General features: G+C 67.0%; 14 protein-coding genes. 9 read left to right on the forward strand and 5 right to left on the reverse strand.

All coding sequences use genetic code 11. The features are described from left to right. Positions 1-12: 12 nt before the first annotated feature. The 5 genes from KBX06_RS17200 to KBX06_RS17220 form a co-directional block, all read right to left on the reverse strand. Entirely contained in the window at positions 13-570 is a 558-nt protein-coding gene (locus tag KBX06_RS17200; RefSeq protein ID WP_210835989.1) for a class IV adenylate cyclase, read from the reverse strand. 202 nt (positions 571-772) lie between these two features. Beyond that, the gene (locus KBX06_RS17205) at positions 773-1,600 is read right to left on the reverse strand and encodes a peptidase (RefSeq protein ID WP_210836034.1); all 828 of its coding nucleotides are present in this window, start codon (positions 1,598-1,600) and stop codon (positions 773-775) included. Positions 1,601-1,602: 2 nt separating this feature from the next. After that, entirely contained in the window at positions 1,603-2,910 is a 1,308-nt protein-coding gene (locus KBX06_RS17210) for a VWA domain-containing protein (RefSeq protein ID WP_210836036.1), read from the reverse strand. A 65-nt stretch (positions 2,911-2,975) separates the two neighbouring features. After that, positions 2,976-4,046 carry an FAD-binding oxidoreductase gene (locus KBX06_RS17215; protein ID WP_210835990.1) on the reverse strand — a complete coding sequence of 357 codons (1,071 nt, stop codon included), beginning with the start codon at positions 4,044-4,046 and terminating at the stop codon, positions 2,976-2,978. Further along, positions 4,043-4,336, reverse strand: a complete 294-nt coding sequence (locus KBX06_RS17220) for a hypothetical protein (protein ID WP_210835992.1) — start codon at positions 4,334-4,336, stop codon at positions 4,043-4,045. Before KBX06_RS17220 ends, KBX06_RS17215 begins: the two co-directional genes overlap by 4 nt. Positions 4,337-4,629: 293 nt before the next feature. Between KBX06_RS17220 and KBX06_RS17225 the strand changes: the two genes are divergently transcribed. The 9 genes from KBX06_RS17225 (at position 4,630) to dbpB (KBX06_RS17265) (ending at position 13,058) form a co-directional block, all read left to right on the forward strand. Further along, the gene (locus tag KBX06_RS17225) at positions 4,630-5,688 is read left to right on the forward strand and encodes a DUF5919 domain-containing protein (RefSeq protein WP_210835998.1); all 1,059 of its coding nucleotides are present in this window, start codon (positions 4,630-4,632) and stop codon (positions 5,686-5,688) included. Next, complete coding sequence (locus KBX06_RS17230) at positions 5,685-6,473, forward strand: inositol monophosphatase family protein (protein ID WP_210835999.1); 789 nt, start codon at positions 5,685-5,687, stop codon at positions 6,471-6,473. The genes KBX06_RS17225 and KBX06_RS17230 overlap by 4 nt, the downstream gene beginning before the upstream one ends. Positions 6,474-6,792: 319 nt before the next feature. Next, positions 6,793-7,494: a 7-cyano-7-deazaguanine synthase QueC gene (queC, locus tag KBX06_RS17235; protein ID WP_210836000.1), complete on the forward strand. Its 702-nt coding sequence runs from the start codon at positions 6,793-6,795 to the stop codon at positions 7,492-7,494. Next, positions 7,491-8,138 (forward strand): 7-carboxy-7-deazaguanine synthase, encoded by a 648-nt coding sequence (gene queE, locus KBX06_RS17240; RefSeq protein WP_210836001.1) that lies wholly within the window; start codon positions 7,491-7,493, stop codon positions 8,136-8,138. Before queC ends, queE begins: the two co-directional genes overlap by 4 nt. Continuing rightward, the gene (gene queD, locus KBX06_RS17245; protein ID WP_210836002.1) at positions 8,138-8,497 is read left to right on the forward strand and encodes a 6-carboxytetrahydropterin synthase QueD; all 360 of its coding nucleotides are present in this window, start codon (positions 8,138-8,140) and stop codon (positions 8,495-8,497) included. The genes queE and queD overlap by 1 nt, the downstream gene beginning before the upstream one ends. Then, positions 8,494-9,495 carry a hypothetical protein gene (locus tag KBX06_RS17250; protein WP_247686080.1) on the forward strand — a complete coding sequence of 334 codons (1,002 nt, stop codon included), beginning with the start codon at positions 8,494-8,496 and terminating at the stop codon, positions 9,493-9,495. The genes queD and KBX06_RS17250 overlap by 4 nt, the downstream gene beginning before the upstream one ends. Further along, positions 9,495-10,637, forward strand: a complete 1,143-nt coding sequence (dbpB, locus tag KBX06_RS17255) for a DGQHR domain-containing protein DpdB (RefSeq protein ID WP_210836004.1) — start codon at positions 9,495-9,497, stop codon at positions 10,635-10,637. The genes KBX06_RS17250 and dbpB (KBX06_RS17255) overlap by 1 nt, the downstream gene beginning before the upstream one ends. Continuing rightward, positions 10,634-11,875 carry a tRNA-guanine transglycosylase DpdA gene (gene dpdA, locus KBX06_RS17260; RefSeq protein WP_210836006.1) on the forward strand — a complete coding sequence of 414 codons (1,242 nt, stop codon included), beginning with the start codon at positions 10,634-10,636 and terminating at the stop codon, positions 11,873-11,875. The genes dbpB (KBX06_RS17255) and dpdA overlap by 4 nt, the downstream gene beginning before the upstream one ends. Positions 11,876-11,894: 19 nt before the next feature. Further along, complete coding sequence (dbpB, locus tag KBX06_RS17265) at positions 11,895-13,058, forward strand: DGQHR domain-containing protein DpdB (protein ID WP_210836008.1); 1,164 nt, start codon at positions 11,895-11,897, stop codon at positions 13,056-13,058. Positions 13,059-13,284 lie beyond the last annotated feature (226 nt).

Below are 13,284 nucleotides of genomic sequence, written 5' to 3' on the forward strand. Positions count from 1 at the left end.
AGGGAGCGACGGTCAGACCCCGACCGGCAGCGCCGCACGGATCAGCGAGTCGTAGGTCTCGGTGCTCCGCTCCAACTCCACGTCGAGCGAGCGGGCGAACCGGTCGAGATCCTGCTGCACCTCGGCGGCCGGGCGCTGCCCACCGACCATCGCCTCGATCTCGAAGAAGGCACCCAGACCGCGCACCTCGTCGAGGCAGAGCGACATGTGCCCGAGCCGGGCGGTGCGGCGGGTCTTCACGATGCGCACCGTCGGATAGAAGCCCATCGCCAGGATCGCCTCGTGCATCTGATCCCGGCCGAGCACCTCTGTCTCGTGCTCCTGGCAGGCCAACTCGTTGTCGAGCGGCCTCTTGACGCAGAAGACGTGCCGCCCGTTCTCCGTCCGCAGGCGGGCGAAGACCGCGCCCGCCTTGCTCTGGCCGTAGCTCCAGCCGAGCGCCGCGTACGCCTGATCGTCCTGGTGCACCGGCTTCGAGAACGTCGCTCCTCGGGCTTCGAGCGCCTCGGTCAGCACCTCGGGATCGTCGACCCGGTACTTGACCTCGATCTCCCGGAGCCCGTCCGTCATCACATCTCCATGGCTGCGCGGTCGTGGACCGGGTCACTCAACCACAGCGCCGAACCGCTTCGGTGTCGACACTCTGCTATCTGGCCGAGTCGCTTGAAAGCGGTGCGATCTTCGGAAAACTGCCGAGCAATCGGCGTGCTCGGCCTGGCTGGCGGCAGGGCGGGGATGACCCGTTCAGTCATGCCCGCCCTGCCGTCATCGATCAGCCGACGCGCTGGCGGGGGCGGGTCAGGGCGAAGCCGACCACGCCCGCGACGGCGGCCAGGATTCCGCCCCCGATGGTCCAGTACCAGCGCGACGACGGGCTCGGCCACCGGACCCGGTCGAACCAGCCGTCCTCCTCGTCACCGGCCGCCGCCGGATCCGGAGTGCTGGGGGTCGAATCCTCGGCGAGCACCTTGCCCGGGTTCACCGCCGGGACCAGGGGCTGCTTCAGGTCGCCGCCCTCCGGCTCGGTGTCGCCGTCGGACTCCACCCCGACCATCAGGCTCACCTCGATGGGCAGGCCCAGCTCCTGCTCCGGCAGCTCGGTGGCGGACAGCCGGACGTAGTAGGTGCCCGGCAGCGGGTCACCCGACCACGGCTCGGCCCACGAGCGCACCCGACGTAGTTCGCAGTCCAGTTCGACGCTGGCCGCACTCCTGGCCGCCACCGGTGTCTGCGCCCCGGCGACACACGCCTGCCGGCGGCGCAGCCCGTCGAAGACCTCGACGGTCCAGGTGGAGTCGCCCTTCCGGCTCGCCGCGGCGGGCAGCGACACGGTGGCCGCCACGTGATGGGTGTCCCCCGCCGCGGCCGTGAACGACCAGTACAGGTAGTCGCCCACGGAGGCGCCGACCCGTACGGGTTGGCCGGGGCTGATCCCGGCGGCGGTGAGGAACGAGGTGCCGGCCTTGTTGATGGTGGCGGCGCCCGGGGACGGGGTGGGCGTCTGGGCGCCGGCGGCGGCCGGCAGCGCGACGGCGACACCGGTGGCGGCGAGCAGCGCCGCCGCCCGGCGGGCCGAGATCAGGGCCGGAGCCTTCCGCATCCTCATCGGGTCCTCCAGACCGCTACCCACCACCGGGTCAGCCAACCAACGATCAACCCACTGAGCAGACCCGCGAGGGTCAGTACGCCCAGCAGCACCCAGCCCCGGCCGAGCCCCGGGCTGTTCGGGGCGGGCGACGCGTCGACCAGGTCGATGGTCAGTTCGAGCGGCATGCCCGGAGCCTGACCGGCACCCGCCCTGGCGGAGAAGGAGTTGCTGACCACCAGGCAGACGACGGTGGGCTCGGGAGCCTTCTCCGTCGACTCCGTGAAGACGCCGCCCTCGTCGCCGTCCTCCGACTCGTCCTCGTCGTCGTCCGCCGCCGACCAGCGCAGGCCGGTCGACAGCACGTCGGTACGACCACTGCCGGCGTCGTTGCCCCGGACCAGTTCCCGCCCGTCGGTGGCGGCGGCCCGCAGCAGTACGCCGTAGTCCCGGTTCAACGGCCGGTCCAGGCCGATGCTCACCGAGGCGCGCAGCTCCTGCCCCGGCTGGACCGGGATCCGGTACCACCGGTGTTCCTCGAAGCGCTCCCGGTCGGTGTAGACACCGGGGGTGAGCACGGGCGCCTTGGCGCAGACGTCGGTGCCGGTCACCTTCGCCGGCGTCCTGGTGTGGGTGTCCTCGGCCCGTTGCACGATCTGCTTGATCCGCCGGGTCAGGTCGTCCTTGCTCTGCGCGGAGGTGTAGGTCCCGCCGGTCGCCGAGGCGATGCAGACGAGCTGCCTGCGTACCTTCTCGTCGGGGATGAGGCCGAGCGTGTCGACCACCAGGTGGGTGCCCTGGGCGGCCAGCTCGCGGGCCACCTCGCAGGGGTCGGGCGGCGCGCAGGTGTCCTCGCCGTCGGTGATGAGCACGATGCGTCGGGTGGTCTCGCCGGAGCCGAGGTCCTTGGCCGCCTCGCGCAGGGCCAACCCGACGGGGGTGAAGCCGGTCGGGCGCAGGGTGGCGATGGCGTTCTTGGCCTTCACCCGGTCGACCGGACCGACCGGTACGAGCTGTTGCGTGTCCTGGCAGCCGACCTTCTTGTTCTCGCCGCCGTAGGTGGCGCCGAGGACGCGGATGCCGAGATCCGTCGTCTCGGGCAGCGCGTCCACGACGTCGTTGAACGCCTCCTGGGCCACGGCGATACGGGAGCGCCCGCCGATGTCCTTGGCGCGCATCGAGCCACTCACGTCGAGCACCAGCTCCACTTTGGGCGGTTCGGCGGGTTCGGTCTCGTGCTCGTCGGCGTAGGCGGGGGGAACGCCCAGTGTCGGGAAGGCCACCAACAGTCCTAACAGGACCGCCGGGAGCCGTCGTTTGATCATCACGGCGCCGATCCTAGTGATCATCGCGCCCGTGACTGACCGGTGCCATCTACTAGGGATGACCATCAGGGCACCATTTCCACCGCCAGGTGGATGCGGTCGGCGGGCACCCCGGCGGCGAGCAGCCGCAGCCGCGCACCGGCGAGCATCGGCGGCGGGCCGCAGACGTACACGTCATGCTCGGGGCGATTATGGTCGAGGGCGATCGTGAGGGCGTCGCCCCGCTCGGCGGGCTCGGCGCCGGGGTCGTGGCTGAGGGCGGGCACGACGGTAAGCCAGTCGTGGGCACGCTGGAGCTTGTCGAGGGTGGGTGCGTCGTACAGGTCCGCGAAGGCGCGCGCGCCGACGACCAGGGTCACCCGCCGGCCGTCGGGCGCGGCGGCGACCTGCTCGACCAGGGCGCGCAGCGGCGCCAGCCCGGTGCCCCCGGCGACCAGCAGCAGGTCCCGCCGCGCGGACGGGTCCAGGCGCAGCCCGGCGTCGCGCGGCGGGCCGAGGTGGAGCAGCTCGCCGGGGCGTACGTCGTGGACGAGGCGGTGGGCGACGGCCCCGGCGGCGACGGCGCGGACGTGCAGCTCGACGGTGCCGTCGGGGCGCGGGGCGTTGGCCGGGGAGAGCCAGCGCCAGCGGCCGGGCCGGCGCGGCGTGCAGACGGGGACCGCCTGGCCGGGTTGGAAGGGCAGGCGCTGCCAGGGGCGTACGGTCAGGATCGCGATCGTGTCGCACGGCCGGTCGTGGCCGATCACCTCGGCGGGGCACCAGGCCGGGCCGCCGTCGGCGCGGGCGGCGGCGCGGCGCACGGCCTCGTCCGCGCGGCGGCCGGCGTGCTCCCAGGCGTCGGCGAGCCGCGACGTCCACAGTGGGCGGCCGTGCCGGGCGACGGCGGCGAGCAGCGCGTCGCCGATCGTGGCGGCGTGCGGCATCAGGCCAAGCTGGCGGTACGCGCGGCCGAGCACCGCCAGCAGCGCCGCCCGCCCGGCCGGGTCGTCGCCGCCGACCGTGAGGCGGCCGAGCGCGGCGAAGAGCAGCGGCGCGTCCCGCTCGGGCAGCAGGCCGGGGCGACGGTCCTCCAGCGTGCACCAGAAGTCGTCGGCGCCCCGCTCGACGGCTGTCTCCCAGGCGGCGGCTATGGTCACGCGCCCACCTCCCCGGCGAAGGCCCGGTGGGCGCGGACAATCCGCTCGTCGGGCACGTCGAGCGCCCAGAGCACCCCCGCCAGGTAGTCGACGACGCGCCGGTGCTGCTCCTCCGACAGGCCGAACCCGCGCCACGGGTCGGTCGCCGGCTGGCCTTCGAGGGCCGCAGCGAGGCCCGCCGCCAGGTGCGCACCGAGCCGCTCCAGGTCGACCCCGATGAGGTACGGCGACAGCTCCGCGTCCGCCACCACAAGGCGCAGCCATTGGCCGACCGCCTCCTGCGCGGTCACGCCCAGCCGCCCTGCTCGACCCGGGCTTGGGCTTCCTCTGTGGTGGCGATGGTCAGGACCGGGATGGCGTCGATCAGGGTGGTCACGTTCTTCTGCCCCTCGCGTTACGGCTGCTGGAGTGGCGCCGGGGCGGGCGGGAGCGGAGCTGTGTCGTTCGGGGATCGACGCAGTTCCGGAGCCAGCACCCGCCCCGGGTCATGCGTCCACCATTTCTGAGCTGCGGAAAGACCAGAATGACCACGCACTGCACTTGGCCGGTAACTGCGCTGCATCTGCTGCCGGTAAGGTGCACGATGACCGTTCTCGACGTGATCGAAGGCGGCACGATGACACCCGTGCAGCGATGGACCGGCCGCGAGACGAAGGCACTCCGCTATGCGCTCCGCATGAGCATCCGTGACTTCGCCGTGCACCTGGGCGTGGCCGAACGGACCGTTTCCAAGTGGGAAGCCGGCGGGAAGAGCGTGAACCCCCGCCCTGAGATGCAGGCGGCCCTGGACACTGCCCTCGCTCAGGCTGCCGACGAGGCTCGACGCCGATTCGCGGCAGCGATACCCCAGACGAACCTGCCGGCCTCGGCTTCCAGCAGCGGGCTCGACCTTGGAGCCGCAGCGTGCGGGCAGGTTGCGCGGACTCGTCAGGCCCTCGGACTGAGCGTCGGAGACTTCGCCGCTGTGCTGGCCCGGACGCTGACCTGGCGGCCCACCGGAGACGACGTCACCAACTGGGAGACGAGCACGGTCCCACCCGGCGACGTGGTCCTCGCGCTCTCCGCGATTCTCGACCCGTCCGGCGCGGGCAACCTGGATGAGGAGCGGTTCGGAGACCTCGTCGCCGTCCACCCGAACCGCTCCGAGTTCTCGACCAACCTTCCGCCCGATCAACTCCTCGGCGGCGCGAGCACCGTGCGCGCCGTTGGCCTGTCGCTCAACCTCCTGTCGCAGGGTTACCCGGATCGCCGCTGGCACGACCTGGTCGAGGCCGGCGCGCACGTCCGCCTTCTGTTCCTTGATCCCTCTGGGCAGGCTGTCCAGGCACGCGAGGCGGAGGAAGGCTTTCCGGCAGGGCAGTTGTCCGGGCTGACGAAGCTCAACATCGAAACGCTGATGCGTGTGCGTGACCGGCTGCCCGACGGGCTTCAGGACCGCATGGAACTGGCGGTCTACGACGACACGTTGCGCTTCAACGTGATCCTGGTCGACGATCTCTGTGTCGCGCAGCCGTACCTCGCGGAGAGCCGAGGGGTCGACTCCCCCGCGTTCGTCGCCAGACGGAGACAGGCTCGCGGCGGCCTGTATCCGGTGTTCGAGCAGCACTTCGAGACGCAGTGGCGACGGGGGCAGCAGTTGTGAGCGACTACGGACCACTGTTGCCTGTTGCGATCGAGGCGGTTGCCCGGGCGGGTGAGGACATGCGACGTAAGCCACCGGGCGCGCTCACAGCCAAGGGCGACCGCGACATGGCGTCCGCGTTGGACTATGAGATCGAGCGCAGCGTCCGCGAGCTTCTCCGTATCGCAACTCCCGACATCGGGTTTCTCGGCGAGGAGGACGGCATCAGCGGGTCGGGAGAGCTGCAATGGGTGCTCGATCCGATCGACGGGACGGCCAACTTCGTGCGAGGCATCCCGCTCTGCGCGGTGTCGCTCGGGCTGCTGCACAACGGCGAGGCGGTCCTCGGGGTCATCGAGCTGCCCTTCCCCGGCAACCGTTACGCCGCCGCCCAGGGCGGCGGCGCAACGGTCGACGGCAAACCGATTCGGGTGAGCCAAACGAGCCGGCTGAGCGAGGCGATCGTGGCGATCGGAGACTACGCCGTTGGCGAGGATGCGGCGGCCAAGAACCGTCTCCGGCTCGCCCTGACCGCACGACTTGCCGAGTCCGTGCAGCGTGTACGGATGACTGGCACGGCGGCGCTGGACCTGGCTTGGTTGGCCGAGGGCAGGCTCGACGCGGCACTCACGCTGTCCAACCGTCCCTGGGACATGACTGCGGGAGTGGCCATCGCACGTGAAGCTGGAGCAAACGTGATCGACTGGGACGGAAGCAGACACGACGCGGGTTCGTCCGTCACCCTTGGCATCACGCCAGCCCTGCTCGAAGACACCCTCGGTTTATTCAGGCAGGCGGCTGCTTGACGTAGCCGAACGTGCGTAGGCGCTCGCTTCGGTGAGACCCGCGGTGACAGGAACACGGGGCAAAGGTGACCATTTCGCGCAGAGGTTGGGACGGCGGCCAGTCGCATGCCGCCGATAAGCTGGGCGGGCGCCGGCAACCGATCAATCGCGTCGTGCGAACTTGGCAGCGCCGGCAAGTCCGATGGACACGCCCTCTGTCCACCTTTCGACAACACGCAGTATTCAGGTAACGTGACGCAACCTGCGAGCAGTAACTACGCACGACCAGAAAAGCTAGCTACTGCAGTTTCTCGATCATCGACGTAGCAGGGAGCCCCAGATGTTGGCATCCAAGCCCCAAGCGGTTGTACTGCTGAGCGGCGGGCTCGACTCGGCCACAGCTCTCGCTGTAGCCGTCGAGGAGGGCTTCGAGGCCAACGCCCTCAGCTTTCGTTACGGGCAGCGGCATAGCGTAGAACTCGAAGCCGCCACACGGGTTGCGAAGGCTCTCGGAGCGACGCGTCATGTTGTCGCGGACATCGATCTCAGGATCTTCGGCGGCTCCGCACTGACCGACGACGGTCTCGCTGTGCCTCACCACGAGAGCGCCGAGGAGATCGGGAGCGAGATCCCGATCACCTACGTACCGGCTCGCAACACCATCTTCCTGTCGTTCGCGCTTGCCTGGGCAGAGACCCTTGGAGCTTCTGATGTCTTCATCGGCGTGAGCGCCCTCGACTACAGCGGCTACCCGGACTGCCGGCCGGAGTACATCGAGGCGTACGAGCGCATGGCAAACCTCGCCACCAAGGCTGGCGTCGAGGGCAGTCAGCGGATGAAGATCCACACTCCCCTCATCGACCTGACCAAAGCCGACACGATTCGGCTGGGCCTCAGCCTCGGTGTCGACTACTCCCTCACGCACAGTTGCTACGACCCTCTCAACGGGCGACCGTGCGGCACCTGCGACTCCTGCCTGCTACGCACCCGCGGCTTCGCCGAACTCGGCATGTCAGACCCCGCTGCCGGCAGCCAATCATGAGATCCGCATACCGAATTAAAGAGATTTTCTACACCCTGCAGGGCGAAGGTACTCATGCCGGGCGGCCTGCCGTCTTTTGCCGGTTCACGAGTTGCAACCTCTGGACGGGGCGCGAGACAGACCGCCACCGCGCCATATGCCAGTTTTGCGATACAGACTTTGTTGGCACTGACGGACCCGGAGGAGGGCGCTTCCGGTCCGCCCAGGACCTAGCTGCCGCAGTAGCCAAGGCCTGGGCTGGTGCAGCCCATCCGAAGAGTAAGCCGTATGTCGTCTGCACTGGTGGCGAGCCACTGCTGCAACTCGACACCGCTGCCGTCGAGGCGCTTCATTACGAGGGCTTCGAGGTCGCTATCGAGACGAACGGAACGCGACCTTTGCCCGCAGGCGTCGACTGGGTCTGCGTCAGCCCGAAGGCTGGCACAGAGTTAGCCATCACTCAGGGTGATGATCTCAAGCTCGTGTACCCGCAACCGGGCGCGGATCCTGAGCGATTCGAGAGCCTGGACTTCGCCCACTTTCTCCTCCAGCCGATGGACGGACCAGACCAGGCGGCGAACACCCAAGCCGCCATCAACTACTGCCTCGCTCACCCTCAGTGGTCATTGAGCCTGCAGACGCACAAGTACGTTGGGATTGCTTGATGGAAATCTTCCGCGAATTCACCTTCGAGTCTGCTCATCGCCTGCCGAAGGTGCCTGACGGACACAAGTGCGCGCGCCTTCACGGCCACTCTTATCGAGTTGAGGTGCACGTGCGTGGCGAGGTCGGCGCGTCCTCCGGCTGGGTGATGGACTTTGGAGACATCAAGGCAGCATTCCGGCCTATCTTGGACCAGCTTGACCACTACTACCTGAACGAGGTGCCCGGGCTGGAGAACCCCACCAGCGAGGTACTGGCGCGGTGGATTTGGACGAGGCTTGTCGATCAACTACCGCTGTCCGCCATCGTAGTCAAAGAGACGTGCACATCGGGTGCGGTATACCGGGGCGATGCCCCGTGACGGAAGCGGCGGCCGACGAGCATCCACCGGGCGCGGCCCTGGATAAAAGCAGGGCCGAACCGTCGGCACGCATGCACATCGTCGTGACCTGCGCGAACCGAAAGAACCTCGCGGTGCCCGCCGCACTGCGCGTCGGAGCCCTGACGGGCTACCTGCCGAGACAGAGGCTCACGGAGTGGATTCGACGACTGTCCGAACCAGGTCAACCGTCCGCTGCCGCCACGTCACTTTACGCCGGCGAGCATTGGACGACGGCGCGTCAACTGGCGACGTCCGTACGTGTGGAGGCCCAACTCTGGGTCTGTTCGGCGGGGTACGGGTTGATCCCTGCCGCTGCGCGCGTCCGTCCCTACGCCGCGACGTTCGCGATGCGGGAAGAAGATTCGGTTGGGCAAAGCTCGACCGAGAACCGCGATTGGTGGCGCGGGCTGAGCGGGTGGGTGGGCCCGGAACCTGGCGCGCCGCGATCGTTCTACGACCTCGCCCGAGCGAACCCCAACGACACGCTCATTGCCGTCCTGTCGAACGCCTACCTTCGGGCTTGCGCTGACGATCTCCGTAGGGCGGTGGGGCAACTGCGGGATCCGCAGCGTCTGACGATCATCGGCCCGGCGCAGACGGATCCTGACCTGGACGAACTGGTCGTCGGCGTGGCCGCTCCGATGAGGTTAGCGGTGGGCGGCAGCCTACTCGCTCTCAATGTCCGGGTGGCACAGTGCCTCGTTGGCCTCGTTACTGCGGATCCCAGCACCCATCGCCGCTCCCACCTCCGCGCCCTGGCCGGCGAATTGGCAGCCGCGGTGCCTCCGCCAGCGCCTCGAGCTCAGCGCGAGCGCATGACCGACGACGAGGTCAGGGCCTTCATACGGCCGCTCACAGTGGCCGGGCCAACCTCGGCAACACGCCTGCTCCGACGGTTACGGGACTCTGGCAAGTCATGTGAGCAGGCACGTTTCAAGCAGTTGTTCGACGAGATCTCTCTGGACGTGCACTGCTGATGCCACCTCCACAGGATCCGAAGGCCATAGCGCGCCGTGCCCTGCGAATCGCGCAGCCCGGCACCCCCGCTCTCTATCTGTTCGCGCTGCAAGCGGAAGAGGTCCTGCAAATCGCGGATATCTCCCGCGTCAGTCGGGACGACGCCGGGAAGTTGATCGGCTACCAACGACCGCAGGTGCGGAAACACATACAAGAGATTGTCGAGTACCTCGACACGGAGTCCGCTGTCTTCCCCAATCCCATCATCCTGGCCCTGTCCTCCCACGTGCGATTCCAGTCGAGCAGAGGACCGGGCGCCGGAGACGGCCTCGCCACCTCTGGGCTACTCAGCATTCCCTTGTCGCAACCGGGCAAGCCCAAGCCCGCATGGATCGTTGACGGGCAGCAGCGTGCGCTCGCGCTGTCCCGTACCCAGCGGCAGCAGTTTCCCGTGCCGGTGACTGCATTCGTGGCGGACAGCGTCGGCCTCCAGCGCGACCAGTTCCTGCGCATTAACAACACCCGTCCGCTGCCGCGTGGGCTGGTGACCGAACTCCTGCCGGAGGTCGACAGCCCGCTACCTTCCCGACTCGCCATACGGAAGGCGCCCTCGGCCCTGTGTGACGTTCTGAACGCCGACAGGGCATCACCCTTCTACGGGTTGATCAAACGAGCATCGACGAACAAGCAACAGGCACCGAATGCGGTGATCACCGATACCGTCGTCGTTGAAATGATCCAAGAGAGCTTGACCTCATCGGCTGGCTGCCTATTCCCCTACCGCGACGTCACCCACAACGAGACCGACTTCGATGGGATACTCCAGGCACTCTATACCTATTGGTCAGCAGTTCGGGACACCTTCCCGGATGCCTGGGGCAAGCCGCCGAGCAGGAGTCGACTCATGCACGGTGCAGGCATACGGGCCATGGGACGACTGATGGATCGGGTGTTGGGCACAGTGGACCCCCGCCTCCCCGAGGCGCCCGAACTGGTCAGCAAACACCTCGCGGTGATTGCACCGCACTGCCAGTGGACGGGGGGAAGGTGGGACGAACTCAACCTTCGTTGGAACGAGATTGAGAACTTGTCCCGCCACGTCCAGGAGTTGTCCAACCACCTGATCCGCGTCTATCTGAACGAACGGGCCGGAATCCGATGAAGTTCTTTTTTCCTGACAGTCAGGACCAGGTCGACCCAACGTTCGACTTCCTGAGTGAAGAGCGCGACCCGTTCAGAGTCCGCCAGCGTGACGATCTGTACGCACACGAATTGCTGAAGCCCCCGCCCTTCAATGGCCTACTGGTATCAAAGGCCATCGTGGACGGCACCGCCAGCTCCAGCACCGGCAAGTACACCGGGCCTCAGCGCCACCGGCTGTACCGGCAAGGGGCGCGGGAGTTCTTCCGCCTCGACAACGGCACCGCCCCATTGAAGATCATGGGCGACTGCGGAGCCTTCTCATACGTCGGGGAGGATTACCCGCCCTACACCGTCGAAGAGGTGGTCAGCTTCTACGAAGGGTGCGGCTTCGACTACGGCATCTCCGTCGACCATGTCATCTTCCAGTACGAACCGAACGTCCTGCGCACCGACGAGGCAGCCAGGGAATGGGTCCGCCGTCAGCAGATCACGCTCGACCTTGCCGCAGAATTCTGGCAGCGCTGTTCAGCAAGCGACGTTCACTTCATCCCCCTCGGGGTAGCACAGGGCTGGAGCCCGGAATCCTACGCCTATTCCGTGAAGAAATTGCAGCTGATCGGTTACCGGCGCATCGCGCTCGGAGGAATGGTTCCGCTGAAGACAAAAGACATTCTTGCCTGCCTCCGCGCCATCGATGACGCACGTGAGCCCGACACACAGTTGCATCTTTTAGGGATCAGCCGCGTCGACGAAATCCCGACCTTCGCCAGCCACGGCGTGACGAGTTTCGACAGCACATCACCTTTCCGACAGGCGTTCAAGGACGACCGGGACAATTACTACGCGCTCGACCGAACCTACGTGGCGCTCCGCGTCCCCCAGGTCGACGGCAATGCGAAACTCAAGGCACGGATTCGTTCCGGTGAGATTAGCCAGGGGCAGGCGATGCGATTGGAACGCGCCGCCCTGACACTCCTTCGTGAATTCGACAGGGGCGACGTCGACGTCGACGCCGCTTTGGAGGCATTGGTCGCCTACAGCGCGGTGTGGGATCGCAAGGCGGATAGGGCCAGCCAGTACCGCGACACACTCGAGAGCCGGCCTTGGCAGGCATGCGATTGCGCGATCTGCAACAAGGCCGGCATCGAAACAATTATCTTCCGCGGAGCGGAACGCAACAAGCGTCGCGGCTTCCACAACCTACATGTATTCGGGCAGCGACTGCGCCGGCAACTTGGAGACGACGATCGTGACTAAGCAGGGAGACCAAAGCGGCATGGCTGGAAGCCAGGGGAAACTGCTACATCTTCCGGCTCTCGAGATCACGCAGGGACCGAGCCGCCGTCTCTACACCTTCGCCGTGGACGGCAAGCAGGTTCCGTCGTTTGCCGCTGTCTCGCGTGTCCGACGCGACAGCGAGCAGCAGTTGCACGGCTACCAACGACCGGAGGTCCTGGCGCACGTGGCAGCGATTCGCCGCTACGTGGAGTCCGACGACAACCCCCTGCTGCCCAATGCCATCGTCGTCGCCTTCGACGACCGGGTTCGCTTCGTCCCTGCCGACGCCGGTACCGACGCCCCTAGCTACGTCCGCCTGGGAACCCTCGTAGTACCCGTGAGCGATGACTGGGAAGACGCTGACAAGCCGGGCTTTATTGTGGACGGCCAGCAGCGTTGCGCGGCTATCCGTAACGCGGACGTCGCGGCCTTCCCGATCTGCGTCACTGCCTTCATCACTGCCGACCAGGCCGACCACCGGTCTCAGTTCATCCTAGTGAACTCGACCAAGCCGCTTCCAAAGGGCCTCATTCACGAGCTACTCCCGGCCGCGTCCGGCCCTCTGCCGAACCAACTACGTGTGCGGCAACTCCCAGCGACGGTTCTCGAGCGACTCAACTTCGACCAGCGTTCGCCACTGCGCCACATGATCCAAACGCCGACAAACCCTACAGGCGTCATTAAAGACAACTCCATGTTGCGCATGCTCGAGAACAGCATCTCGGACGGCCTACTCTATCGCTTCCGTGGCAACGAAGACTCTCTACCTAACATCGGCTTTATGGTAACGGTGTTAAGTGATTTTTGGACGGCCGTGCGGGAAGTGTTCGGTGAGGACGCGTGGGGTAAGCCGCCCCGTAAGTCGCGGCTCATGCATGGGGCTGGAATCATCAGCATGGGCTATTTGATGGACGCAATCGCCGATACAAGCGGCAGCGATGACGACGTACCAGATGTTCACGGATTCGCGGCGGGCTTGAAGACTGTGAAGGACTATTGCCGGTGGACCGAAGGCACCTGGGACTTGGGCGACGGAGTCCCTCGCCGCTGGAACGACGTTCAGAACACCCCTCGAGATATTCAGCGGGTTACTGATTTTCTAGTGACCAGGTATTACGCGGGACAGGGAAAACGACACGACCGGTCAAGTCGACTTTTTTAGTCGTTCATCTGGACTCCAAACTGGTCCCGAAAGTCGGCACTCTTGGAAGAGAGAGCGGCGCCCACCGGGGCAGGGCCCCGGCAAAGTCGTCAGGTGATGCCGAGTAGTGCCAGCGGGCGGGTGCTGTCGCGGGCGTGGTGCCGGTTGGCGGCGGCGATGTTGGTGACGCCGGCGGTGCGGAGTGCGCCGATGGCGGCGTTGCGTAGGGCGGCCATGACCTCGCGGC

Origin of the sequence: Micromonospora sp. C31, from assembly GCF_018070575.1 — a bacterium.
Classification (GTDB): Bacteria; Actinomycetota; Actinomycetes; order Mycobacteriales; family Micromonosporaceae; genus Micromonospora.

Bases quoted from the DNA above. Each gene is read 5' to 3' on its own strand.
- KBX06_RS17200 (WP_210835989.1), bottom strand. From the start codon at position 570: ATGACGGACGGGCTCCGGGAGATCGAGGTCAAGTACCGGGTCGACGAT.
- KBX06_RS17205 (WP_210836034.1), bottom strand. From the start codon at position 1,600: ATGCGGAAGGCTCCGGCCCTGATCTCGGCCCGCCGGGCGGCGGCGCTG.
- KBX06_RS17210 (WP_210836036.1), bottom strand. From the start codon at position 2,910: ATGATCAAACGACGGCTCCCGGCGGTCCTGTTAGGACTGTTGGTGGCC.
- KBX06_RS17225 (WP_210835998.1), top strand. From the start codon at position 4,630: ATGACCGTTCTCGACGTGATCGAAGGCGGCACGATGACACCCGTGCAG.
- queC (WP_210836000.1), top strand. From the start codon at position 6,793: ATGTTGGCATCCAAGCCCCAAGCGGTTGTACTGCTGAGCGGCGGGCTC.
- queE (WP_210836001.1), top strand. From the start codon at position 7,491: ATGAGATCCGCATACCGAATTAAAGAGATTTTCTACACCCTGCAGGGC.
- queD (WP_210836002.1), top strand. From the start codon at position 8,138: ATGGAAATCTTCCGCGAATTCACCTTCGAGTCTGCTCATCGCCTGCCG.
- dbpB (WP_210836004.1), top strand. From the start codon at position 9,495: ATGCCACCTCCACAGGATCCGAAGGCCATAGCGCGCCGTGCCCTGCGA.
- dpdA (WP_210836006.1), top strand. From the start codon at position 10,634: ATGAAGTTCTTTTTTCCTGACAGTCAGGACCAGGTCGACCCAACGTTC.
- dbpB (WP_210836008.1), top strand. From the start codon at position 11,895: ATGGCTGGAAGCCAGGGGAAACTGCTACATCTTCCGGCTCTCGAGATC.